The organism is Pseudomonas sp. R2-60-08W, assembly GCF_003852335.1.
In the GTDB taxonomy this organism is placed as follows: domain Bacteria; phylum Pseudomonadota; class Gammaproteobacteria; order Pseudomonadales; family Pseudomonadaceae; genus Aquipseudomonas.
Genome location: NZ_CP027731.1, coordinates 5,187,297 through 5,207,876 on the forward strand (window position 1 = coordinate 5,187,297; position 20,580 = coordinate 5,207,876).

The following is a 20,580-nucleotide window of genomic DNA, read 5'->3' on the forward strand; positions in this document are numbered from 1 at the left end:
TCGGGCCCAATAAAAAGCCCCTGTCACCTCATCGGTGGCAGGGGCTTTTTTGCAGCCGGAATCAGAACTGCGATTGCAGGTAATTTTCCAGGCCGATCAGCTTGATCAAACCCAACTGCTTTTCCAGCCAGTAGGTGTGATCTTCTTCGGTGTCATTCAACTGCACTCGTAGGATTTCACGAGTGACATAGTCGTTGTGCTGCTCGCAGAGCTCGATGCCCTTGCAGAGCGCGGCCCTGACCTTGTATTCCAGGCGAAGGTCAGCAGCGAGCATATCCGGCACCGTGGTGCCCACGTCCAAGTCGTCGGGGCGCATACGCGGCGTACCTTCGAGCATGAGGATACGGCGCATCAGTGCGTCAGCGTGCTGCGCCTCTTCTTCCATCTCGTGATTGATACGTTCGTAGAGCTCGGTAAAGCCCCAGTCTTCGTACATGCGCGAATGGATGAAATATTGGTCACGAGCTGCCAGTTCGCCCGTCAGCAACGTGTTGAGGTAATCGATTACGTCGGGGTGACCTTGCATCGCCCTACATCTCCCTGCTTGAAAGCCTGTAGTTTGAACCATGCTGACTTGAAGGTCACGGGATCAACGGCAGAAAAGCGAAGATTTCCGGAGAAAAGTAGCTGAAATAACGCAAAAACCGCCCAAATGAGGGCGGTTCTGCTTATCGTTTAGAGTCAGTTAAGCGATACACCCAGTGCCTTTGCGATTGCTTCTCCATAAGCGGGGTCCGCCTTATAGAAATGCTGCAGCTGGCGCTGGACCACATCGCTGGAAACGCCGCCCATCGCACCGGCGATGTTGCTGGTAAGCAGCGCTTTCTGCTCGTCGCTCATCAAGCGGAACAGCGCACCGGCGTGGCTGTAGTAATCAGTATCTTCGCGATGATCGTAACGATCTGCTGCGCCGCTCAAGGCCAGTGCAGGCTCCGCGTAGTGTGGCGCCTGCTTTGGCGCATCGGCGTAGCTGTTTGGCTCGTAGTTGGGCGCTGCGCCACCGTTGCTGCCAAAGGCCATCGAACCGTCACGCTGATAGCTATTGACGGGGTTACGTGGGGCGTTCACCGGCAGCTGCTGGTGATTGGTGCCAACGCGGTACCGATGAGCATCTGCGTAGGCAAAGACGCGACCTTGCAGCATACGGTCTGGCGACAGGCCAACGCCCGGAACCATGTTGCTTGGGCCGAACGCGGCTTGTTCCACTTCAGCGAAATAGTTCTGCGGGTTGCGGTTGAGTTCCAGCTCACCCACCTCGATCAGGGGGAACTCCTTCTGCGACCAGGTCTTGGTTACATCGAACGGGTTCTCGTAATGAGCATTGGCCTGGGCTTCGGTCATGACCTGGATGCAGACGCGCCATTTCGGGAAGTCACCGCGCTCGATTGCGCCGAACAGATCGCGCTGGGCGTAGTCTGGATCGGTACCCGCCAGGCGCGCAGCTTCAGCCGGTGCCAGGTTCTTGATGCCTTGCTTGGTCTTGTAGTGCCACTTCACCCAGTGGCGCTCGCCCTTGGCGTTAATAAGGCTGTAGGTGTGACTGCCGAAGCCGTGCATGTGGCGGTAGCCGTCCGGGATGCCACGATCCGAGAACAGGATGGTGACCTGGTGCAATGCCTCTGGGGAGTGCGACCAGAAATCCCACATCATCTGCGCGCTTTTCAGGTTGCTTTGCGGCAAGCGCTTTTGGGTATGGATGAAATCGGGGAATTTCAGCGGGTCGCGGATGAAGAACACCGGCGTGTTGTTGCCAACGATGTCCCAGTTGCCTTCCTCGGTGTAGAACTTCAAGGCGAAACCGCGTGGGTCGCGTTCAGTGTCAGCCGAACCGCGCTCGCCACCCACAGTGGAGAACCGCAGGAAGGTCGGCGTTTGCTTACCTACTGACTCGAACAGCTTGGCGCTGGTGTATTGAGTAATGTCTTGGGTAACGGTGAACGTACCGTAGGCGCCCGAACCTTTGGCGTGTACACGGCGCTCCGGAATATTTTCACGGTTGAAGTGAGCGAGCTTCTCGATCAGGTGAAAGTCGTCGAGCAGCAGTGGGCCACGGGGGCCAGCGGAACGGGAATTCTGATTATCCGCAACGGGAGCACCGCTGGCGGTGGTAAGGATTTTATTCTGGCTCATGCGCAATCTTCCTCAGGTCGGACTTGAAACTGCCGGCTAATCGGCTTGGAGGGAGTATTGATCAACAGCATGACACCCACAAATTTATTAAATTGCGGACTTCAATAGAAAATTACTACCAACCAAGGCAGCACACATAGTGCCCGCTGCTTCACTGAGAAACTTGTACCTAGCGCGCTTTTGTTACGCGCACAAAAAACCGGGCGCTAGGCCCGGTTCTTCGTTACAGACTGACGTCTTACTCGGCGCTTACAGCTTCGCCGGCAGTAGCACGATCAACCAACTCGACGTACGCCATAGGCGCGTTGTCGCCAGTGCGGAAACCGCACTTGAGGATGCGCAGGTAGCCACCCTCACGGGTAGCGTAACGCTTGCCCAGGTCGTTGAAGAGCTTACCAACGATAGCTTTCGAACGAGTACGGTCGAAAGCCAGACGGCGGTTAGCCAGGCTGTCTGTCTTGGCCAAAGTGATCAGCGGCTCAGCAACGCGACGCAGTTCTTTAGCTTTCGGCAGTGTAGTTTTGATCAGCTCGTGCTCGAACAGCGACACCGCCATGTTTTGGAACATGGCCTTGCGGTGCGAGCTGGTACGGCTCAGGTGACGACCACTTTTACGATGACGCATGGTTCATTCCTTACCAAACTCACGTTCGGTGATTACGACGATCAGGCAGTCGCCTTGTCGTCCTTCTTAAGACTTGCAGGCGGCCAGTTGTCGAGGCGCATGCCGAGGGACAGACCGCGGGAGGCCAGAACGTCCTTGATTTCAGTCAAGGATTTCTTGCCCAGGTTCGGAGTCTTCAACAGTTCTACTTCGGTACGCTGAATCAGATCACCGATGTAGTAAATGTTTTCCGCCTTAAGGCAGTTAGCCGAACGTACAGTCAGTTCCAGATCGTCAACCGGGCGAAGCAGGATCGGATCGATCTCGTCTTCCTGCTCGATTACCACTGGTTCGCTGTCACCTTTGAGGTCGACGAACGCAGCCAACTGCTGTTGCAGAATGGTTGCAGCGCGGCGGATAGCCTCTTCAGGATCCAGGGTACCGTTGGTTTCCAGATCAATAACCAGCTTGTCCAGGTTAGTACGCTGCTCGACACGGGCGTTTTCCACCACGTATGCGATACGGCGAACCGGGCTGAACGAAGAGTCAAGCTGCAAGCGACCAATGCTGCGGCTTTCGTCTTCATCGCTCTGACGCGAGTCGGCCGGTTCATAACCACGACCACGAGCTACGGTGAGCTTCATGTTCAGGGCGCCGTTAGACGCCAGGTTAGCGATTACGTGATCGGGGTTAACGATCTCGACATCATGATCCAGCTGAATATCGGCAGCGGTAACCACCCCCGAACCCTTCTTCGACAAGGTCAGCGTAACTTCGTCACGGCCGTGCAGCTTGATAGCCAGACCTTTAAGGTTCAACAGGATTTCAATTACGTCTTCCTGTACACCTTCGATGGCGCTGTACTCGTGGAGCACACCGTCAATCTCGGCCTCGACTACTGCACAGCCGGGCATTGAGGACAACAGGATGCGGCGCAGCGCGTTGCCCAGGGTGTGGCCAAAACCACGCTCGAGAGGCTCGAGAGTAATTTTAGCGCGGGTTGGACTGACAACCTGCACATCAATGTGGCGGGGTGTCAGGAACTCATTTACCGAAATCTGCATGGATGCACCTATTTTCTAGCCCTTACTTGGAGTAGAGCTCGACAATCAGGCTTTCGTTGATGTCGGCGGACAGATCACTGCGAGCAGGAACGTTCTTGAAAACGCCCGACTTCTTCTCAGTGTCTACTTCTACCCATTCTACGCGGCCACGTTGGGCACACAGATCGAGAGCTTGGACAATGCGAAGTTGGTTTTTTGCTTTCTCGCGAACTGCGACCACGTCACCAGCACGAACCTGGTAGGACGGAACGTTTACGGTCTGACCGTTAACGCTGATCGACTTGTGCGATACCAGCTGACGGGATTCGGCACGAGTCGAACCAAAGCCCATACGGTATACAACGTTGTCCAGACGGCATTCGAGCAGTTGCAGCAGGTTTTCACCGGTTGCACCTTTTTTGCCAGCAGCTTCTTTGTAGTAGCCGCTGAACTGACGCTCGAGAACGCCGTAAATACGACGGACCTTCTGCTTTTCACGCAGTTGGGTGCCGTAATCGGACTGGCGACCGCGGCGTTGGCCGTGGATACCAGGTGCTGCTTCAATGTTGCACTTCGATTCGATCGCGCGCACGCCGCTCTTCAAGAAGAGATCGGTGCCTTCGCGACGAGCGAGTTTGCATTTTGGACCAATGTAACGAGCCATTCTTTACAATCTCCTGGATTACACGCGGCGCTTCTTCGGCGGACGGCACCCGTTGTGCGGGATTGGCGTCACGTCGGTGATGCTGGCGATCTTATAGCCACAGCCGTTCAAAGCACGGACAGCAGACTCACGACCTGGACCTGGACCTTTGACGTTAACGTCGAGGTTTTTCAGGCCGTATTCCAGCGCAGCTTGGCCAGCACGTTCAGCAGCTACTTGAGCAGCGAACGGGGTGGACTTGCGGGAACCGCGGAAACCCGAACCACCGGAGGTAGCCCAAGAAAGCGCGTTACCTTGACGGTCGGTGATGGTCACGATTGTGTTGTTAAAAGATGCATGGATGTGGGCGATGCCATCAACCACTGTCTTTTTAACTTTTTTACGAGGACGAGCAGCAGGTTTTGCCATGATAATTTTCCTGTCGATTCGCGTGGGCGATTACTTGCGGATCGGCTTACGCGGACCTTTACGGGTACGCGCGTTAGTCTTGGTACGCTGACCGCGTACTGGAAGACCACGACGATGACGCAGACCACGGTAGCAACCGAGGTCCATCAAACGCTTGATTTTCATGTTGATTTCGCGACGCAGGTCACCTTCAGTGGTGAACTTCGCCACTTCGCCACGCAACAGCTCAATCTGCTCGTCGCTCAGATCTTTGATCTTTGCGGCTGGGTTTACCCCAGTATCTGCGCAAATTTTCTGCGCAGTAGTGCGACCAACACCATAGATGTAGGTCAGCGAGATAACAGTGTGCTTGTTATCTGGAATGTTAACGCCTGCAATACGGGCCATTCAGTGGGACTCCAATTGACAGCTACCTACGCCCCGGAAGCCAAGAAATAGGGCGCGAGATAATATCGCTGTAATAACAAATAATCAACCCGGCAGCGCACTAGCTGCCGGGCTTCAAGCGGATCACACTCAGCCTTGGCGCTGTTTGTGACGCGGTTCCGCGCTGCAAATTACTCGAACAACACCTTCGCGGCGAATAATCTTGCAGTTACGGCACAGCTTTTTCACCGATGCACGAACTTTCATCACCAACTCCTCGAACCTTATGGGGTACTCAGCGCAACATGCCGCTGCCGTAGCCCTTCAGGTTGGCTTTCTTCATCAGGGATTCGTACTGGTGCGAAACGAGGTGCGATTGTACTTGGGACATGAAGTCCATCACAACCACGACCACGATCAGCAACGAGGTCCCGCCAAGGTAGAACGGAACGTTTGCTGCAACCACCAGGAACTGGGGAAGCAGGCACACGGCCGTCATATATAGAGCACCGAACAGGGTCAAACGAGTCAGAACGCCATCAATGTAGCGCGCAGACTGCTCACCTGGACGAATACCCGGAATAAAGGCACCGGACTTCTTCAGGTTTTCCGCTACGTCTTTCGGATTGAACATCAACGCCGTATAGAAGAAGCAGAAGAAAATAATCCCTGCACTAAACAGCAGAATATTCAACGGCTGACCAGGAGCGATCGACTGAGAGAGGTCCTGCAGCCAGCCCATATTTTCGGACTGACCAAACCAGGTACCCAACGAAGCCGGAAACAGCAAGATGCTGCTCGCGAAAATTGCCGGAATAACGCCGGCCATATTCACCTTCAGCGGCAAGTGGCTAGTCTGCGCAGCAAAGACCTTACGGCCCTGCTGACGCTTGGCGTAGTGAACAGCAATACGACGCTGGCCACGCTCAATGAACACCACAAAACCGATAATCGCTACTGCCAGCAAACCGATGGCAACCAAGGCGAAGATATTGATATCACCCTGACGCGCAGACTCGAAAGACTGCCCGATTGCTCTCGGAAGACCGGCGACGATACCTGCGAAAATCAACATCGAGATACCGTTGCCAACACCACGCTCAGTAATCTGCTCACCCAGCCACATCATGAACATCGCACCAGCCACAAAAGTGGATACCGCGACGAAATGGAAGCCAAAGTCACCAGTGAACGCAACGCCCTGCCCAGCCAGGCCAACGGACATGCCGATAGCTTGAACCAGAGCGAGGACGACAGTGCCGTAGCGGGTGTACTGGCTAATCTTGCGACGGCCAGCTTCACCTTCCTTCTTCAACTGCTCCAACTGCGGGCTGACGGCGGTCATCAGTTGCATGATGATCGATGCCGAAATGTACGGCATGATCCCCAGTGCAAAGATGCTCATCCGTTCCAGCGCGCCGCCGGAAAACATGTTGAACAAGCTAAGAATGGTCCCCTCATTCTGTCGAAACAGGTCTGCGAGTCGGTCCGGGTTGATACCTGGAACCGGGATGTGTGCGCCTATTCGGTAGACGATAATCGCCAGGAACAGAAAACGCAGACGAGCCCAAAGTTCAGACATACCGCCTTTGCCGAGCGCTGAGAGAGCACCTTGCTTAGCCATTTATTCCTCGAACTTGCCGCCAGCTGCTTCGATAGCCGAACGCGCACCTTTGGTGGCGCCGATTCCCTTGCCGATAGTGACAGCGCGAGTCACTTCACCGGACAGCATGATTTTCACACGCTGTACGTTGACGTTGATCACGTTGGCATCTTTCAGGGTCTGCACAGTAACGATGTCGCCTTCCACTTTAGCCAGCTCGGACAGACGCACTTCTGCGCGGTCCATGGCTTTCAGGGATACGAAACCGAACTTAGGCAGGCGACGATGCAGCGGCTGTTGACCACCTTCAAAGCCTGGAGCAATGGTGCCACCGGAGCGGGAGGTTTGACCTTTGTGGCCACGGCCACCAGTCTTACCCAAACCGCTACCGATACCACGGCCCGGACGATGCTTTTCGCGACGGGAACCCGGCGCTGGACTCAGATCATTGAGTTTCATCGATTAACCCTCTACACGCAGCATGTAGTAAGCCTTGTTGATCATCCCGCGATTCTCGGGAGTATCCTGGACTTCTACAGTGTGACCGATGCGACGCAGACCCAGACCTTTAACGCACAATTTGTGGTTAGGGATGCGGCCGGTCATGCTTTTGATCAGCGTTACTTTAACGGTAGCCATGATCAGAAGATCTCCTTGACAGTCAAGCCGCGCTTGGCAGCAATGGACTCAGGAGATTGCATAGCTTTCAGACCCTTGAAAGTGGCGTGAACCACGTTTACCGGGTTAGTCGAGCCGTAGCACTTGGCCAGAACGTTCTGAACGCCAGCAACTTCGAGGACAGCACGCATAGCGCCGCCAGCGATGATACCGGTACCTTCAGAAGCAGGCTGCATGTACACCTTCGAAGCGCCATGGGCAGACTTCATTGCGTACTGCAGAGTGGTGCCGTTCAGATCAACTTGGATCATGTTGCGACGAGCAGCTTCCATTGCCTTCTGGATCGCGGCAGGCACTTCACGTGACTTGCCACGGCCGAAGCCAACACGCCCTTTACCATCACCAACCACGGTCAACGCGGTGAAAGTGAAGATACGGCCGCCTTTAACGGTTTTAGCTACGCGGTTAACTTGAACCAGCTTCTCAATGTAGCCTTCGTCGCGCTTTTGGTCGTTATTTGACATAACTTAGAACTCCAGCCCAGCTTCACGAGCAGCATCAGCCAGCGCTTTAACGCGGCCGTGGTACTTGAAGCCAGAGCGGTCGAAAGCCACTTGCGAGACGCCCACGGCCTTAGCACGTGTAGCGACCAGCTGGCCAACCTTTGTGGCCGCGTCGATGTTGCCGGTGGCACCATCACGCAGTTCTTTATCCAAAGTCGAGGCGCTTGCCAGGACTTTGTTGCCGTCGGCCGAGATGACCTGGGCGTAGATATGCTGCGACGAGCGGTACACGCAGAGACGCACGACTTCGAGTTCGTGCATTTTCAGGCGTGCTTTGCGAGCGCGACGCAGTCGAGTAACTTTTTTGTCGGTCATTTGCTATGCCCTACTTCTTCTTGGCTTCTTTACGACGGACGACTTCGTCCGCGTAGCGCACACCTTTGCCTTTGTACGGCTCTGGTGGACGGAAGTCGCGGATCTCAGCGGCCACCTGACCTACCAGCTGCTTATCGATGCCCTTGATCAGGATATCGGTTTGGCTAGGGGTCTCAGCGGTGATGCCTTCCGGCAGTTCGTAATCCACTGGGTGCGAGAAGCCAAGGGCAAGGTTCAAAACCGTGCCTTTTGCTTGCGCTTTGTAACCAACACCGACCAGCTGGAGCTTACGCTCGAAGCCTTGGCTTACGCCTTGGACCATATTGTTTACCAACGCACGCGTGGTACCGGCCATTGCGCGAGTTTGTTGATCGCCATTGCGAGCAGCGAAACGCAGCTCACCAGCTTCTTCAACGATCTCAACGGACGAATGGATGTTCAGTTCAAGAGTGCCCTTGGCACCCTTCACCGAAAGCTGTTGGCCTGCGAATTTGACTTCGACACCGGCTGGCAGCTTAACGGGGTTCTTAGCGACGCGAGACATGCTTATCCCCCCTTAGAACACAGTGCAAAGAACTTCGCCGCCGACACCGGCAGCGCGCGCAGCACGATCCGTCATCACACCTTTGTTGGTGGAGACGATAGACACGCCCAGACCGCCACGAACTTTCGGCAGATCTTCAGCGGACTTGTACTGACGCAGGCCTGGACGGCTAACGCGCTTCACTTCCTCGATGACCGAACGGCCTTCGAAGTACTTCAGCTCGATGGACAGCAACGGCTTGATTTCGCTGCTGATCTGATAACCCGCAATGTAGCCTTCGTCTTTCAGGACTTTGGCAACAGCTACCTTCAACTTGGAAGATGGCATGCTTACGACGGACTTTTCAGCCATCTGGGCATTACGGATACGAGTTAGCATGTCCGCTAACGGGTCCTGCATACTCATGGGCTAGACGCTCCTAATACACAAAAAATTAGCCTTGCGGCTACATATGTCGCCGAGAATCTCCGAGCGTAAAAAACACGGGCTCAGGCGAGCCGCGTATTTTAGACACAGTCCGGAAATGAAACAAGCCCCAAAAGGGGCTTGTTCCAGATTCAAGGTCACCGGCGGTCAGTATCTTGCGATACCAACCACCTTGACGCTGAAAGTACTTACCAGCTAGCTTTAACCAGACCTGGTACGTCACCACGCATTGCCGCTTCACGCAGTTTGTTACGGCCGAGGCCGAACTTGCGGTAAACGCCGTGTGGACGACCGGTCAGGCGGCAGCGGTTACGCATGCGCGAGGCGCTTGCGTCACGTGGCTGCTTCTGCAGAGCAACTGTAGCTTCCCAACGCGCTTCTGGACTTGCGTTCAGATCAACGATGATTGCTTTCAGTGCTGCACGCTTCTTGGCGTACTTGGCAACCGTGAGCTGACGTTTCAGCTCGCGGTTTTTCATGCTCATCTTGGCCATGGTCCTACTCCAATCAGTTGCGGAACGGGAATTTGAAAGCACGCAACAGGGCGCGACCTTCATCATCGTTCTTGGCAGTGGTGGTCAGGGTGATGTCCAGACCGCGGAGAGCATCGATCTTGTCGTAGTCGATTTCCGGGAAGATGATCTGCTCTTTCACGCCCATGCTGTAGTTACCACGACCATCGAAGGACTTGGCATTCAGGCCGCGGAAGTCGCGAACCCGAGGCAGGGAGATCGACAGCAGACGATCCAGGAATTCGTACATACGCTCACGGCGCAGAGTCACTTTGACGCCGATCGGCCAGCCTTCGCGGACTTTAAAGCCAGCGATGGATTTCCGAGCGTAAGTCACAACGACTTTTTGACCGGTGATCTTTTCCAGGTCAGCAACAGCGTGCTCGATGACTTTTTTGTCACCGACCGCTTCGCCCAAACCCATGTTCAGGGTGATTTTGGTAACGCGTGGAACTTCCATCACGTTCGAAAGCTTAAGTTCTTCCTTAAGTTTCGGTGCGATTTCTTTCCAGTAAATCTCTTTTAGTCGTGCCATGGTCTTCTACCTAGCAGTGTTCAAGCATCAACCGCTTTTTGGGTCGACTTGAAGACACGAATTTTCTTGCCATCTTCTACTTTGAAACCAACGCGGTCAGCCTTGTTGGTTTCGCCGTTGAAAATGGCGACGTTAGAAGCGTCCAGCGGAGCTTCTTTTTCGACGATACCGCCCTGCACGCCCGACATCGGGTTAGGCTTGGTATGACGCTTGACCAGGTTCAGACCGCCGATAACCAGACGGTTATTAGCGAGAACCTTAAGCACCTTACCGCGCTTACCTTTGTCTTTGCCGGCGATCACGATGATCTCGTCGTCACGACGAATCTTTTGCATGTCGGATCTCCTTACAGCACTTCTGGGGCGAGCGAGACGATCTTCATGAACTTCTCAGTACGAAGTTCACGGGTCACTGGCCCAAAGATACGGGTGCCGATAGGCTCTTGCTTGTTGTTCAGAAGAACAGCAGCGTTGCCATCAAAGCGGATAATGGAGCCATCAGCACGACGTACGCCGTGACGAGTGCGGACTACAACAGCAGTCATCACTTGGCCTTTTTTCACTTTACCGCGAGGAATTGCTTCCTTGACGGTAACCTTGATGATGTCACCGATACCAGCGTAACGACGATGGGAGCCACCCAGCACCTTGATGCACATAACGCGGCGAGCGCCGCTGTTATCGGCCACATCGAGCATGGATTGAGTCTGAATCATATAATTTCTCCGACCCCTAGTCCTTAGACTTCCACAGCGCGTTCGAGAACATCAACCAATGCCCAAGACTTGGTCTTGGCCAGCGGACGAGTTTCACGAATAGTGACTTTGTCGCCGATGTGGCACTGATTGGTTTCGTCGTGCGCGTGCAGCTTAGTCGAACGCTTAACATATTTACCGTAGATCGGGTGCTTAACGCGACGCTCGATCAAAACGGTGATGGTTTTGTCCATCTTGTCGCTGACAACACGGCCAGTCAGCGTACGGACAGTCTTTTCGGCTTCAGCCATGATCACTTACCTGCCTGCTGGTTGAGCACAGTCTTCACGCGAGCGATGTCGCGCTTAACTTGCGAGAGCAGATGAGACTGCCCCAACTGGCCAGTTGCTTTCTGCATACGCAGATTGAACTGGTCGCGCAGCAGGCCGAGCAGTTGCTCGTTCAGCTGCTGTGCGGATTTTTCACGAAGTTCATTCGCTTTCATCACATCACCGTCCGTTTAACAAAGGCGGTGGCGAGCGGCAGCTTTGCAGCAGCCAGGGCAAAAGCCTCACGCGCCAGCTCTTCAGTTACACCCTCGATTTCATACAGGACTTTGCCTGGCTGAATCTGGGCTACCCAGTATTCCACGTTACCCTTACCTTTACCCATCCGAACCTCGAGAGGTTTTTTGGAGATCGGCTTGTCCGGGAATACACGGATCCAGATCTTGCCGCCACGTTTTACGTGACGGGTCAGAGCACGACGCGCTGACTCGATCTGACGAGCGGTGAGACGACCACGAGCTACAGACTTCAGCGCGAACTCGCCGAAGCTGACTTTGCTACCGCGCTGAGCCAGACCACGGTTGTGGCCTGTCATCTGCTTGCGGAACTTCGTACGCTTTGGTTGCAACATTTGGCGTACCCCTTACTTAGCAGCTTTTTTACGAGGCGCTGGTGCTTGTGGTTTCAGTTCTTCTTGGCGACCACCAATTACTTCGCCTTTGAAGATCCAAACCTTTACACCGATCACACCGTAAGTGGTGTGAGCTTCGTAGTTGGCATAGTCGATGTCGGCACGCAGGGTGTGCAATGGCACACGACCTTCGCGATACCATTCAGTACGTGCGATTTCAGCACCGCCGAGACGACCGCTCACTTGGATTTTGATGCCTTTGGCACCAATGCGCATGGCGTTCTGTACAGCGCGCTTCATAGCGCGACGGAACATGACACGACGCTCCAGCTGCTGAGCTACGCTCTGCGCAACCAGCATACCGTCGAGCTCCGGCTTGCGGATCTCTTCGATATTGATGTGCACAGGCACACCCATTTGCTTGGTCAGGTCCTGACGCAGCTTCTCAACATCTTCACCTTTCTTCCCGATAACGATACCTGGACGAGCGGTGTGGATGGTGATACGTGCGGTTTGCGCCGGGCGATGGATATCGATACGGCTTACGGACGCGCTTTTTAGTTTGTCTTGGAGATACTCACGCACCTTCAGATCAGCGAACAAATAGTCCGCATAAGTCCGGCCGTCTGCATACCAGACGGAGGTGTGTTCCTTGACGATTCCCAGGCGAATGCCAATGGGATGTACTTTCTGACCCATCTCTTCGACTCCGTTACTTGTCAGCAACCTTGACAGTGATATGGCAAGACCGCTTGACGATGCGATCAGCACGGCCCTTGGCACGTGGCATGATGCGCTTCAGCGAACGCCCTTCGTTGACGAAAACGGTGCTGACCTTCAGGTCATCAACGTCTGCGCCTTCGTTATGCTCGGCGTTGGCTACGGCCGACTCCAGCACTTTCTTCATGATCTCGGCGGCTTTCTTACTGCTGAAAGCCAACAGGTTGAGCGCTTCGCCCACCTTCTTCCCGCGGATCTGGTCGGCGACCAAGCGGGCTTTCTGGGCGGAGATTCGAGCGCCCGACAACTTAGCGGCTACTTCCATTTCCTAACCCCTTAACGCTTGGCTTTCTTGTCTGCCACGTGCCCACGATAAGTGCGGGTACCGGCAAACTCGCCCAGTTTGTGGCCGACCATGTCTTCGTTAACGAGAACTGGGACGTGTTGACGACCGTTGTGTACTGCGATGGTCAAACCGACCATTTGTGGCAGGATCATCGAACGACGCGACCAGGTTTTAACTGGTTTGCGATCGTTCTTTTCCGCCGCCACTTCGATCTTCTTCAGTAGGTGAAGATCAATAAAAGGACCTTTTTTCAGAGAACGTGGCACTGTCGTATCCCTCTATTTACTTGCGACGACGGACGATCATTTTGTCGGTACGCTTATTACCACGAGTCTTCGCGCCCTTAGTCGGGAAGCCCCATGGCGATACCGGATGACGACCACCAGAGGTACGACCTTCACCACCACCGTGTGGGTGGTCAACCGGGTTCATGGCAACACCACGAACGGTTGGGCGAACGCCACGCCAGCGTTTGGCACCAGCTTTACCCAGCGAACGCAGGCTGTGCTCGGAGTTCGAGACTTCGCCCAGGGTCGCACGGCATTCAGCCAGTACTTTACGCATCTCACCAGAACGCAGACGCAGGGTCACGTAGACACCTTCACGAGCGATCAGCTGAGCCGAAGCACCAGCGGAACGAGCGATTTGCGCGCCTTTACCTGGCTTCAATTCGATGCCGTGTACGGTGCTACCAACTGGAATGTTGCGCAGTTGCAGAGCGTTGCCCGGCTTGATCGGTGCCAAGGCACCTGCGATCAGCTGGTCACCAGCACTCACGCCTTTAGGGGCGATGATGTAGCGACGCTCGCCATCTGCGTACAGCAGCAGAGCGATGTGAGCAGTACGGTTTGGATCGTATTCAATACGCTCGACAGTGGCGGAGATGCCATCTTTGTCGTTGCGACGGAAATCGACCAGACGATAATGCTGCTTATGGCCACCACCGATGTGACGAGTGGTAATACGACCATTGTTGTTACGACCACCAGTCTTCGATTTCTTCTCGAGCAGCGGTGCGTGAGGAGCGCCTTTATGCAGCTCCTGGTTGACCACCTTGACCACAAAACGGCGGCCAGGGGAAGTCGGTTTGCATTTAACGATTGCCATGATGCACCCCTTCCTTACTCAGCACTGCTGCTGAAATCGAGATCTTGGCCTGGCTGAAGGGAGATAACCGCCTTCTTCCAGTCATTACGCTTGCCCAGACCGCGAGCAGTGCGCTTGCTCTTACCCAGAACATTCAGGGTAGTAACACGCTCTACTTTCACGCTGAACAGGCTTTCGACGGCCTTCTTGATTTCCAGCTTGGTTGCGTCAGTTGCAACCTTGAAAACGAACTGGCCTTTCTTGTCAGCCAGAACCGTAGCCTTTTCGGAAACGTGCGGGCCAAGCAGAACTTTAAATACGCGTTCCTGGTTCATCCCAGCAGCTCCTCGAATTTCTTCACGGCCGACACGGTGATCAACACCTTGTCGTATGCGATCAGACTAACTGGATCGGAACCTTGCACGTCACGTACATCAACGTGAGGCAGGTTGCGAGCAGCCAGGTACAGGTTCTGATCAACAGCTTCAGACACGATCAAAACATCGGTCAGGCTCATGTTGGTCAGTTTGCCCAGCAGTTCTTTGGTTTTTGGACTTTCAACAGCGAAGTCCTGAACCACGACCAGACGATCAGTACGCACGAGTTCAGCAAGGATGGAGCGCAGTGCTGCGCGGTACATCTTCTTGTTGAGCTTCTGAGAGTGATCCTGTGGACGAGCTGCGAAAGTGGTACCACCGCCACGCCAGATTGGGCTACGGATAGTACCGGCACGAGCACGGCCAGTGCCTTTCTGACGCCAAGGGCGCTTACCGCCACCACGTACGTCGGAACGGGTCTTTTGCTGCTTGCTACCTTGACGGCCGCCGGCCATGTAGGCCACGACTGCTTGGTGAACCAGCGTCTCGTTGAATTCGCCGCCAAATGTCAGTTCGGAAACTTCGATCGCTTGAGCGTCATTTACATTTAATTGCATGTCAGCTTCCCCTTAACCGCGAGCCTTGGCCGCTGGACGTACAACCAGGTTGCCGCCAGTAGCGCCAGGAACAGCACCCTTGACCAACAACAGATTGCGTTCAGCGTCGACGCGCACTACTTCGAGGGACTGCACGGTCACGCGCTCAGCGCCCATATGACCGGACATTTTTTTGCCCTTGAATACACGACCAGGAGTCTGGCACTGGCCAATAGAGCCCGGGACGCGGTGGGAAACGGAGTTACCGTGAGTGTTGTCTTGACCACGGAAATTCCAACGCTTGATCGTACCCTGGAAGCCTTTACCTTTGGACTGACCGGTTACATCAACCAGTTGACCAGCGGCGAAGATTTCAGCGTTGATCAGATCGCCAGCCTTGTAGTCGCCGTCTTCAAGACGGAACTCCATGACGGTGCGACCAGCTGCAACGTTTGCTTTAGCGAAGTGACCTGCTTGAGCAGCAGTCACGCGCGAAGCACGACGCTCGCCGACAGTGACTTGCACTGCACGATAGCCATCGGTTTCTTCAGTTTTGAACTGGGTGACGCGATTCGGCTCGATCTCAATGACCGTGACCGGAATGGAGACACCTTCTTCGGTGAAAATACGGGTCATACCGCATTTACGACCGACTACACCAATAGTCATGTTGTAAACCTCATGAGTGTACGGGGCTTTCACCCGCTATGGCCGCCCATTTCAGAGCGTTACACGACTAAGACCCAAGTCTTAGCCGAGGCTGATCTGTACTTCCACACCGGCCGCCAGATCAAGCTTCATAAGTGCGTCAACGGTTTTATCCGTTGGCTGGACGATGTCCAGTACACGCTTATGAGTGCGGATCTCGTACTGGTCACGCGCGTCTTTGTTGACGTGCGGGGAGACCAGAACGGTGAACCGCTCTTTACGGGTAGGCAGTGGAATTGGACCACGCACTTGTGCACCAGTACGTTTCGCGGTTTCCACGATTTCCTGGGTGGATTGGTCGATCAGGCGATGGTCAAAAGCCTTCAACCTGATACGGATTTGCTGATTTTGCATTGGATTTCAGACTCCGGCTGCTATTCCCAGCGAGCGCAATACGCCCGTTAAAAGGAGGCGCAATTCTATAGACGGCCCTGATAGGTGTCAACCCAATAAAAAAGGCCCCCGCTGAGCGGGGGCCTTTTCAAAACATCAGAACTATCTCAGAAGAGATAATTACTCGATGATTTTAGCTACAACGCCAGCACCAACGGTACGGCCGCCTTCACGGATTGCGAAACGCAGACCGTCTTCCATAGCGATGGTTTTGATCAGGGTGACAACCATTTTGATGTTGTCGCCTGGCATTACCATTTCTACGCCTTCCGGCAGTTCGCAGTTACCAGTCACGTCAGTAGTACGGAAATAGAACTGTGGACGGTAGCCTTTGAAGAACGGAGTGTGACGGCCGCCTTCTTCTTTGCTCAGCACGTACACTTCAGCTTCGAACTTGGTGTGCGGCTTAACCGAACCTGGCTTGACCAGAACCTGGCCACGCTCAACGTCGTCACGCTTCGTACCACGCAGCAGAACGCCGCAGTTCTCGCCAGCACGACCTTCGTCGAGCAGTTTACGGAACATTTCAACACCGGTGCAGGTGGTGACGGTAGTGTCACGCAGACCAACGATTTCCAGTGGATCTTGAACCTTGACGATACCGCGCTCGATACGACCAGTTACAACAGTACCGCGACCGGAGATCGAGAATACGTCTTCGATTGGCATCAGGAACGGCTTGTCGATAACACGGACTGGATCTGGGATGTAGCTGTCCAGAGTCTCAACCAGCTTACGAACGGACGTGGTGCCCATTTCGTTGTCGTCTTTGCCTTCCAGAGCCATACGAGCAGAACCGATGATGATCGGAGTGTCGTCACCTGGGAAGTCGTAAGTGCTCAGCAGGTCGCGCACTTCCATCTCAACCAGTTCCAGCAGCTCAGCGTCGTCTACCAGGTCAGCCTTGTTCAGGTAAACCACGATGTACGGAACGCCAACCTGACGGGACAGCAGGATGTGCTCACGGGTTTGTGGCATCGGACCATCAGCGGCCGAGCAAACCAGGATTGCGCCGTCCATCTGGGCAGCACCGGTGATCATGTTCTTCACATAGTCAGCGTGACCTGGGCAGTCAACGTGAGCGTAGTGACGGATCAGCGAGTTGTATTCAACGTGCGCGGTGTTGATGGTGATACCACGAGCTTTTTCTTCTGGTGCGCTGTCGATTTTATCGAAATCAACGATTGCGGAACCGAATACTTCGGAGCAAACGCGAGTCAGAGCAGCAGTCAGAGTGGTTTTACCGTGGTCAACGTGACCGATAGTGCCAACGTTGACGTGCGGTAGGGAACGATCAAATTTTTCTTTAGCCACGACAATTAACTCCTTGCCTAAAGGACTGAATCAGCCTTGTTTTTTGGATACAGTTTCAGCGATGTGCGCCGGAGCTGTGTTGTATTTTTTGAATTCCATAGAGTAGCTTGCGCGACCCTGAGACATGGAGCGAACGTCGGTCGCATAACCGAACATCTCACCCAACGGAACCTCGGCGCGAATCACTTTGCCGGAAACCGTGTCTTCCATACCCAAGATCATGCCGCGACGACGGTTAAGGTCGCCCATGACATCACCCATATAGTCTTCAGGTGTAACAACTTCTACCGCCATGATTGGCTCAAGCAACTCACCACCGCCCTTCTGGGCCAGTTGCTTGGTTGCCATGGAGGCAGCCACCTTAAACGCCATCTCGTTGGAGTCGACGTCGTGGTAAGAACCGTCAAAAACGGTTGCTTTCAGGCCGATCAGCGGATAGCCGGCAACAACACCGTTCTTCATCTGCTCTTCGATACCCTTCTGGATAGCAGGGATGTATTCCTTAGGAACAACACCACCTACTACTTCGTTCACGAATTGCAGACCTTCCTGACCTTCGTCAGCAGGAGCAAAACGGATCCAGCAGTGACCGAACTGACCACGACCGCCGGACTGACGAACGAACTTGCCTTCGATTTCACAGCTCTTCGTGATGCGCTCACGATAGGAAACCTGAGGCTTACCGATGTTGGCTTCGACGTTGAACTCACGGCGCATCCGGTCAACCAGGATGTCCAGGTGAAGCTCGCCCATGCCCGAGATGATCGTTTGACCAGTCTCTTCATCAGTCTTGACGCGGAAAGATGGATCTTCCTGAGCAAGCTTGCCCAGAGCGATACCCATTTTTTCCTGGTCATCCTTGGTCTTAGGCTCAACAGCAACCGAAATAACCGGCTCCGGGAAGTCCATGCGAACCAGGATGATTGGCTTGTCAGCGTTGCACAAGGTTTCACCGGTGGTGACGTCCTTCATGCCGATCAAGGCCGCGATGTCACCAGCGCGTACTTCCTTGATCTCTTCGCGGGCGTTTGCGTGCATTTGCACCATACGACCCACGCGCTCTTTCTTGCCTTTAACCGAGTTGATTACGCCGTCGCCGGAGTTCAACACGCCCGAGTAAACGCGGACGAAGGTCAAGGTACCCACGAATGGGTCAGTGGCAATTTTAAATGCCAGAGCGGAAAACGGTTCTGCGTCGTCTGCATGACGCTCCAGCTCGATAGTCTCGTCATCCGGGTCGGTACCCTTGATGGCAGGAATATCAACCGGTGCCGGCAGGTAGTCGATCACAGCATCGAGAACCAGGGGAACGCCCTTGTTCTTGAACGAGGAGCCACAAACAGCCAAGACGATCTCACCAGCGATAGTACGCTGACGCAGAGCAGCCTTGATTTCCACGTTGGTGAGCTCTTCACCTTCGAGGTACTTGTTCATCAGCTCTTCGTTGGCTTCGGCCGCAGCTTCAACCATGTTGTTGCGCCATTCGTCAGCCAGTTCCTGCAGTTCAGCAGGGATAGGCTTGCGAACAGGAACCATACCTTTGTCGGCATCGTTCCAGTAGACAGCTTCCATGGTCAGCAGATCGATCTGGCCCTGGAAATTATCTTCGGAACCGATAGCCAACTGGATCGGCACCGGAGTGTGACCCAGACGCTGCTTGATCTGACCGATCACGCGCAGGAAGTTGGCACCAGCACGGTCCATCTTGTTTACGTAAACAAGACGTGGAACGCCGTATTTGTTGGCTTGACGCCATACGGTTTCCGACTGTGGCTCAACACCCGAGGTACCACAGAACACAACGACAGCGCCGTCGAGTACGCGCAGGGAACGTTCAACTTCAATGGTGAAGTCTACGTGACCCGGGGTATCGATTACGTTGAAGCGGTGCTCGTCTTTGTACTGCTTCTCGGAACCTTTCCAGAAGGCGGTAATAGCAGCAGAAGTAATGGTAATACCACGCTCCTGCTCCTGAACCATCCAGTCTGTGGTCGCGGCGCCGTCATGCACCTCGCCCATCTTGTGACTTTTGCCGGTGTAAAACAGTACGCGCTCGGTGGTGGTGGTTTTACCAGCATCCACGTGAGCGACGATACCGATATTACGGTAGCGGCTAATCGGAGTAGTACGAGCCATAAAGCCCTCGCAAAATTAGTGAAGCTAAAATTAGAAGCGGTAGTGCGAGAAAGCTTTGTTAGCTTCAGCCATACGGTGCACGTCTTCACGCTTCTTAACAGCAGCACCTTTACCTTCAGCAGCGTCCAACAGTTCGCCGGCCAAACGCAGGGCCATAGACTTCTCGCCGCGCTTACGGGCGAAGTCTACCAACCAGCGCATTGCCAGAGCGTTACGACGGGACGGACGAACTTCAACCGGAACCTGGTAAGTAGCACCGCCTACACGGCGCGACTTCACTTCGACCAGCGGAGCGATGGCGTCGAGAGCTTTCTCGAAGATTTCCAGGGGGTCGCTGTTCTTGCGTTCTTTAACCTTTTCCAGCGCGCCATAAACGATACGCTCGGCAACGGCTTTCTTGCCGCTTTCCATTACGTGGTTCATGAACTTGGCCAGAATTTGGCTTCCGTATTTTGGATCGTCAAGCACTTCGCGCTTGGCTGCTACGCGTCTTCTTGGCATGGATAAGCCCTCAAACGGTCTTCAGGTTCGCTCGGAATCGGTGCCCTTTCGGGACGCCTCCGACCTTACTCTTATCGACTCAGAAAATAAGATGATTCAGGTTTACAAAAAGCCGTTACTACTTAGGCTTCTTGGTACCGTACTTCGAACGACCCTGGTTACGACCTTTAACGCCGGAAGTATCCAAGGAGCCGCGTACGGTGTGATAACGAACACCTGGCAAGTCTTTTACACGACCGCCGCGGATCAGTACCACGCTGTGCTCTTGCAGGTTGTGGCCTTCACCGCCGATGTACGAGGAAACCTCGAAACCGTTGGTCAGGCGCACACGGCATACTTTACGCAGTGCCGAGTTAGGTTTTTTCGGCGTGGTGGTATACACACGGGTGCATACGCCACGACGTTGCGGGCAGTTCTGCAGCGCAGGCACGTCGGATTTCTCGACGATACGCTTACGCGGCTGACGTACCAGCTGGTTGATAGTTGCCATCTACTAGCTCCACTGTTGTCTTGCGACGCT

General features: G+C 54.4%; 34 protein-coding genes. All 34 read right to left on the reverse strand.

The features are described from left to right. Window positions 1-61: 61 nt before the first annotated feature. On the reverse strand, window positions 62-526 hold the full coding sequence (bfr, locus tag C4J90_RS23670) for a bacterioferritin (RefSeq protein WP_003176400.1): 465 nt from the start codon (window positions 524-526) through the stop codon (window positions 62-64). A 155-nt stretch (window positions 527-681) separates the two neighbouring features. Then, window positions 682-2,130 (reverse strand): catalase, encoded by a 1,449-nt coding sequence (locus C4J90_RS23675; protein WP_124405421.1) that lies wholly within the window; start codon window positions 2,128-2,130, stop codon window positions 682-684. Window positions 2,131-2,368: 238 nt separating this feature from the next. Beyond that, a complete protein-coding gene (gene rplQ / locus C4J90_RS23680; protein WP_007918448.1) occupies window positions 2,369-2,755 on the reverse strand; it encodes a 50S ribosomal protein L17 in 387 nt (128 codons plus the stop codon). A 41-nt stretch (window positions 2,756-2,796) separates the two neighbouring features. After that, the gene (gene rpoA / locus C4J90_RS23685) at window positions 2,797-3,798 is read right to left on the reverse strand and encodes a DNA-directed RNA polymerase subunit alpha (RefSeq protein WP_003176403.1); all 1,002 of its coding nucleotides are present in this window, start codon (window positions 3,796-3,798) and stop codon (window positions 2,797-2,799) included. A 22-nt stretch (window positions 3,799-3,820) separates the two neighbouring features. Beyond that, entirely contained in the window at window positions 3,821-4,441 is a 621-nt protein-coding gene (gene rpsD / locus C4J90_RS23690) for a 30S ribosomal protein S4 (protein WP_003176404.1), read from the reverse strand. Window positions 4,442-4,459: 18 nt separating this feature from the next. Further along, entirely contained in the window at window positions 4,460-4,849 is a 390-nt protein-coding gene (gene rpsK, locus C4J90_RS23695; protein WP_002555466.1) for a 30S ribosomal protein S11, read from the reverse strand. A 30-nt stretch (window positions 4,850-4,879) separates the two neighbouring features. Beyond that, the gene (gene rpsM / locus C4J90_RS23700; protein ID WP_003210063.1) at window positions 4,880-5,236 is read right to left on the reverse strand and encodes a 30S ribosomal protein S13; all 357 of its coding nucleotides are present in this window, start codon (window positions 5,234-5,236) and stop codon (window positions 4,880-4,882) included. 129 nt (window positions 5,237-5,365) lie between these two features. Continuing rightward, window positions 5,366-5,482 (reverse strand): 50S ribosomal protein L36, encoded by a 117-nt coding sequence (gene rpmJ / locus C4J90_RS23705; protein ID WP_002555468.1) that lies wholly within the window; start codon window positions 5,480-5,482, stop codon window positions 5,366-5,368. A 28-nt stretch (window positions 5,483-5,510) separates the two neighbouring features. Next, window positions 5,511-6,839, reverse strand: coding sequence for a preprotein translocase subunit SecY (gene secY / locus C4J90_RS23710; protein ID WP_003194637.1), 1,329 nt, complete (start codon window positions 6,837-6,839; stop codon window positions 5,511-5,513). Beyond that, window positions 6,840-7,277 (reverse strand): 50S ribosomal protein L15, encoded by a 438-nt coding sequence (rplO, locus tag C4J90_RS23715; protein WP_003176407.1) that lies wholly within the window; start codon window positions 7,275-7,277, stop codon window positions 6,840-6,842. A gap of 3 nt (window positions 7,278-7,280) precedes the next feature. Beyond that, entirely contained in the window at window positions 7,281-7,457 is a 177-nt protein-coding gene (gene rpmD / locus C4J90_RS23720; RefSeq protein ID WP_003176408.1) for a 50S ribosomal protein L30, read from the reverse strand. A 2-nt stretch (window positions 7,458-7,459) separates the two neighbouring features. Next, complete coding sequence (gene rpsE / locus C4J90_RS23725) at window positions 7,460-7,960, reverse strand: 30S ribosomal protein S5 (protein WP_003176409.1); 501 nt, start codon at window positions 7,958-7,960, stop codon at window positions 7,460-7,462. A 3-nt stretch (window positions 7,961-7,963) separates the two neighbouring features. Continuing rightward, the gene (gene rplR, locus C4J90_RS23730; RefSeq protein ID WP_017135964.1) at window positions 7,964-8,314 is read right to left on the reverse strand and encodes a 50S ribosomal protein L18; all 351 of its coding nucleotides are present in this window, start codon (window positions 8,312-8,314) and stop codon (window positions 7,964-7,966) included. 10 nt (window positions 8,315-8,324) lie between these two features. Then, window positions 8,325-8,858 (reverse strand): 50S ribosomal protein L6, encoded by a 534-nt coding sequence (rplF, locus tag C4J90_RS23735; protein ID WP_003176412.1) that lies wholly within the window; start codon window positions 8,856-8,858, stop codon window positions 8,325-8,327. 12 nt (window positions 8,859-8,870) lie between these two features. Continuing rightward, complete coding sequence (gene rpsH, locus C4J90_RS23740) at window positions 8,871-9,263, reverse strand: 30S ribosomal protein S8 (protein ID WP_003176413.1); 393 nt, start codon at window positions 9,261-9,263, stop codon at window positions 8,871-8,873. A gap of 209 nt (window positions 9,264-9,472) precedes the next feature. Then, complete coding sequence (gene rpsN / locus C4J90_RS23745) at window positions 9,473-9,778, reverse strand: 30S ribosomal protein S14 (protein ID WP_003176414.1); 306 nt, start codon at window positions 9,776-9,778, stop codon at window positions 9,473-9,475. 13 nt (window positions 9,779-9,791) lie between these two features. Further along, window positions 9,792-10,331 (reverse strand): 50S ribosomal protein L5, encoded by a 540-nt coding sequence (gene rplE, locus C4J90_RS23750; RefSeq protein ID WP_003176415.1) that lies wholly within the window; start codon window positions 10,329-10,331, stop codon window positions 9,792-9,794. Between the two features lie 20 nt (window positions 10,332-10,351). Continuing rightward, window positions 10,352-10,666, reverse strand: a complete 315-nt coding sequence (rplX, locus tag C4J90_RS23755; RefSeq protein WP_003176416.1) for a 50S ribosomal protein L24 — start codon at window positions 10,664-10,666, stop codon at window positions 10,352-10,354. 11 nt (window positions 10,667-10,677) lie between these two features. After that, complete coding sequence (gene rplN, locus C4J90_RS23760; RefSeq protein WP_002555479.1) at window positions 10,678-11,046, reverse strand: 50S ribosomal protein L14; 369 nt, start codon at window positions 11,044-11,046, stop codon at window positions 10,678-10,680. Between the two features lie 23 nt (window positions 11,047-11,069). Further along, window positions 11,070-11,336, reverse strand: coding sequence for a 30S ribosomal protein S17 (gene rpsQ / locus C4J90_RS23765; protein WP_003176419.1), 267 nt, complete (start codon window positions 11,334-11,336; stop codon window positions 11,070-11,072). A 2-nt stretch (window positions 11,337-11,338) separates the two neighbouring features. Further along, a complete protein-coding gene (gene rpmC, locus C4J90_RS23770; RefSeq protein ID WP_002555481.1) occupies window positions 11,339-11,530 on the reverse strand; it encodes a 50S ribosomal protein L29 in 192 nt (63 codons plus the stop codon). Continuing rightward, on the reverse strand, window positions 11,530-11,943 hold the full coding sequence (rplP, locus tag C4J90_RS23775; RefSeq protein ID WP_003232424.1) for a 50S ribosomal protein L16: 414 nt from the start codon (window positions 11,941-11,943) through the stop codon (window positions 11,530-11,532). Before rplP ends, rpmC begins: the two co-directional genes overlap by 1 nt. 12 nt (window positions 11,944-11,955) lie before the next feature. Then, window positions 11,956-12,642 carry a 30S ribosomal protein S3 gene (rpsC, locus tag C4J90_RS23780; RefSeq protein ID WP_003176422.1) on the reverse strand — a complete coding sequence of 229 codons (687 nt, stop codon included), beginning with the start codon at window positions 12,640-12,642 and terminating at the stop codon, window positions 11,956-11,958. A 13-nt stretch (window positions 12,643-12,655) separates the two neighbouring features. After that, a complete protein-coding gene (gene rplV / locus C4J90_RS23785) occupies window positions 12,656-12,988 on the reverse strand; it encodes a 50S ribosomal protein L22 (protein WP_003103908.1) in 333 nt (110 codons plus the stop codon). Between the two features lie 11 nt (window positions 12,989-12,999). Beyond that, window positions 13,000-13,275, reverse strand: coding sequence for a 30S ribosomal protein S19 (gene rpsS / locus C4J90_RS23790; protein WP_002555486.1), 276 nt, complete (start codon window positions 13,273-13,275; stop codon window positions 13,000-13,002). A gap of 16 nt (window positions 13,276-13,291) precedes the next feature. Beyond that, the gene (rplB, locus tag C4J90_RS23795) at window positions 13,292-14,116 is read right to left on the reverse strand and encodes a 50S ribosomal protein L2 (protein WP_003176423.1); all 825 of its coding nucleotides are present in this window, start codon (window positions 14,114-14,116) and stop codon (window positions 13,292-13,294) included. 14 nt (window positions 14,117-14,130) lie between these two features. Beyond that, window positions 14,131-14,430 (reverse strand): 50S ribosomal protein L23, encoded by a 300-nt coding sequence (gene rplW / locus C4J90_RS23800; RefSeq protein WP_002555488.1) that lies wholly within the window; start codon window positions 14,428-14,430, stop codon window positions 14,131-14,133. Next, on the reverse strand, window positions 14,427-15,029 hold the full coding sequence (gene rplD, locus C4J90_RS23805) for a 50S ribosomal protein L4 (protein ID WP_057014518.1): 603 nt from the start codon (window positions 15,027-15,029) through the stop codon (window positions 14,427-14,429). The genes rplW and rplD overlap by 4 nt, the downstream gene beginning before the upstream one ends. Before the next feature lie 12 nt (window positions 15,030-15,041). Beyond that, a complete protein-coding gene (gene rplC / locus C4J90_RS23810) occupies window positions 15,042-15,677 on the reverse strand; it encodes a 50S ribosomal protein L3 (RefSeq protein WP_003176425.1) in 636 nt (211 codons plus the stop codon). 81 nt (window positions 15,678-15,758) lie between these two features. Beyond that, entirely contained in the window at window positions 15,759-16,070 is a 312-nt protein-coding gene (rpsJ, locus tag C4J90_RS23815) for a 30S ribosomal protein S10 (protein ID WP_003186070.1), read from the reverse strand. A gap of 159 nt (window positions 16,071-16,229) precedes the next feature. Beyond that, window positions 16,230-17,423 (reverse strand): elongation factor Tu, encoded by a 1,194-nt coding sequence (gene tuf / locus C4J90_RS23820; RefSeq protein WP_003176426.1) that lies wholly within the window; start codon window positions 17,421-17,423, stop codon window positions 16,230-16,232. A gap of 30 nt (window positions 17,424-17,453) precedes the next feature. Further along, window positions 17,454-19,559, reverse strand: coding sequence for an elongation factor G (gene fusA / locus C4J90_RS23825; RefSeq protein WP_124364614.1), 2,106 nt, complete (start codon window positions 19,557-19,559; stop codon window positions 17,454-17,456). Between the two features lie 30 nt (window positions 19,560-19,589). Continuing rightward, entirely contained in the window at window positions 19,590-20,060 is a 471-nt protein-coding gene (rpsG, locus tag C4J90_RS23830) for a 30S ribosomal protein S7 (protein WP_002555493.1), read from the reverse strand. A gap of 118 nt (window positions 20,061-20,178) precedes the next feature. Next, complete coding sequence (gene rpsL, locus C4J90_RS23835; protein ID WP_002555494.1) at window positions 20,179-20,550, reverse strand: 30S ribosomal protein S12; 372 nt, start codon at window positions 20,548-20,550, stop codon at window positions 20,179-20,181. Window positions 20,551-20,580 lie beyond the last annotated feature (30 nt).

What these genes read in the sequence shown, in the direction of transcription:
- bfr (WP_003176400.1), bottom strand. Translation starts at nt 526, where the DNA reads ATGCAAGGTCACCCCGACGTAATCGATTACCTCAACACGTTGCTGACG.
- C4J90_RS23675 (WP_124405421.1), bottom strand. Translation starts at nt 2,130, where the DNA reads ATGAGCCAGAATAAAATCCTTACCACCGCCAGCGGTGCTCCCGTTGCG.
- rplQ (WP_007918448.1), bottom strand. Translation starts at nt 2,755, where the DNA reads ATGCGTCATCGTAAAAGTGGTCGTCACCTGAGCCGTACCAGCTCGCAC.
- rpoA (WP_003176403.1), bottom strand. Translation starts at nt 3,798, where the DNA reads ATGCAGATTTCGGTAAATGAGTTCCTGACACCCCGCCACATTGATGTG.
- rpsD (WP_003176404.1), bottom strand. Translation starts at nt 4,441, where the DNA reads ATGGCTCGTTACATTGGTCCAAAATGCAAACTCGCTCGTCGCGAAGGC.
- rpsK (WP_002555466.1), bottom strand. Translation starts at nt 4,849, where the DNA reads ATGGCAAAACCTGCTGCTCGTCCTCGTAAAAAAGTTAAAAAGACAGTG.
- rpsM (WP_003210063.1), bottom strand. Translation starts at nt 5,236, where the DNA reads ATGGCCCGTATTGCAGGCGTTAACATTCCAGATAACAAGCACACTGTT.
- rpmJ (WP_002555468.1), bottom strand. Translation starts at nt 5,482, where the DNA reads ATGAAAGTTCGTGCATCGGTGAAAAAGCTGTGCCGTAACTGCAAGATT.
- secY (WP_003194637.1), bottom strand. Translation starts at nt 6,839, where the DNA reads ATGGCTAAGCAAGGTGCTCTCTCAGCGCTCGGCAAAGGCGGTATGTCT.
- rplO (WP_003176407.1), bottom strand. Translation starts at nt 7,277, where the DNA reads ATGAAACTCAATGATCTGAGTCCAGCGCCGGGTTCCCGTCGCGAAAAG.
- rpmD (WP_003176408.1), bottom strand. Translation starts at nt 7,457, where the DNA reads ATGGCTACCGTTAAAGTAACGCTGATCAAAAGCATGACCGGCCGCATC.
- rpsE (WP_003176409.1), bottom strand. Translation starts at nt 7,960, where the DNA reads ATGTCAAATAACGACCAAAAGCGCGACGAAGGCTACATTGAGAAGCTG.
- rplR (WP_017135964.1), bottom strand. Translation starts at nt 8,314, where the DNA reads ATGACCGACAAAAAAGTTACTCGACTGCGTCGCGCTCGCAAAGCACGC.
- rplF (WP_003176412.1), bottom strand. Translation starts at nt 8,858, where the DNA reads ATGTCTCGCGTCGCTAAGAACCCCGTTAAGCTGCCAGCCGGTGTCGAA.
- rpsH (WP_003176413.1), bottom strand. Translation starts at nt 9,263, where the DNA reads ATGAGTATGCAGGACCCGTTAGCGGACATGCTAACTCGTATCCGTAAT.
- rpsN (WP_003176414.1), bottom strand. Translation starts at nt 9,778, where the DNA reads ATGGCCAAGATGAGCATGAAAAACCGCGAGCTGAAACGTCAGCTCACG.
- rplE (WP_003176415.1), bottom strand. Translation starts at nt 10,331, where the DNA reads ATGGCACGACTAAAAGAGATTTACTGGAAAGAAATCGCACCGAAACTT.
- rplX (WP_003176416.1), bottom strand. Translation starts at nt 10,666, where the DNA reads ATGCAAAAGATTCGTCGTGACGACGAGATCATCGTGATCGCCGGCAAA.
- rplN (WP_002555479.1), bottom strand. Translation starts at nt 11,046, where the DNA reads ATGATTCAGACTCAATCCATGCTCGATGTGGCCGATAACAGCGGCGCT.
- rpsQ (WP_003176419.1), bottom strand. Translation starts at nt 11,336, where the DNA reads ATGGCTGAAGCCGAAAAGACTGTCCGTACGCTGACTGGCCGTGTTGTC.
- rpmC (WP_002555481.1), bottom strand. Translation starts at nt 11,530, where the DNA reads ATGAAAGCGAATGAACTTCGTGAAAAATCCGCACAGCAGCTGAACGAG.
- rplP (WP_003232424.1), bottom strand. Translation starts at nt 11,943, where the DNA reads ATGTTGCAACCAAAGCGTACGAAGTTCCGCAAGCAGATGACAGGCCAC.
- rpsC (WP_003176422.1), bottom strand. Translation starts at nt 12,642, where the DNA reads ATGGGTCAGAAAGTACATCCCATTGGCATTCGCCTGGGAATCGTCAAG.
- rplV (WP_003103908.1), bottom strand. Translation starts at nt 12,988, where the DNA reads ATGGAAGTAGCCGCTAAGTTGTCGGGCGCTCGAATCTCCGCCCAGAAA.
- rplB (WP_003176423.1), bottom strand. Translation starts at nt 14,116, where the DNA reads ATGGCAATCGTTAAATGCAAACCGACTTCCCCTGGCCGCCGTTTTGTG.
- rplW (WP_002555488.1), bottom strand. Translation starts at nt 14,430, where the DNA reads ATGAACCAGGAACGCGTATTTAAAGTTCTGCTTGGCCCGCACGTTTCC.
- rplD (WP_057014518.1), bottom strand. Translation starts at nt 15,029, where the DNA reads ATGCAATTAAATGTAAATGACGCTCAAGCGATCGAAGTTTCCGAACTG.
- rplC (WP_003176425.1), bottom strand. Translation starts at nt 15,677, where the DNA reads ATGACTATTGGTGTAGTCGGTCGTAAATGCGGTATGACCCGTATTTTC.
- rpsJ (WP_003186070.1), bottom strand. Translation starts at nt 16,070, where the DNA reads ATGCAAAATCAGCAAATCCGTATCAGGTTGAAGGCTTTTGACCATCGC.
- fusA (WP_124364614.1), bottom strand. Translation starts at nt 19,559, where the DNA reads ATGGCTCGTACTACTCCGATTAGCCGCTACCGTAATATCGGTATCGTC.
- rpsG (WP_002555493.1), bottom strand. Translation starts at nt 20,060, where the DNA reads ATGCCAAGAAGACGCGTAGCAGCCAAGCGCGAAGTGCTTGACGATCCA.
- rpsL (WP_002555494.1), bottom strand. Translation starts at nt 20,550, where the DNA reads ATGGCAACTATCAACCAGCTGGTACGTCAGCCGCGTAAGCGTATCGTC.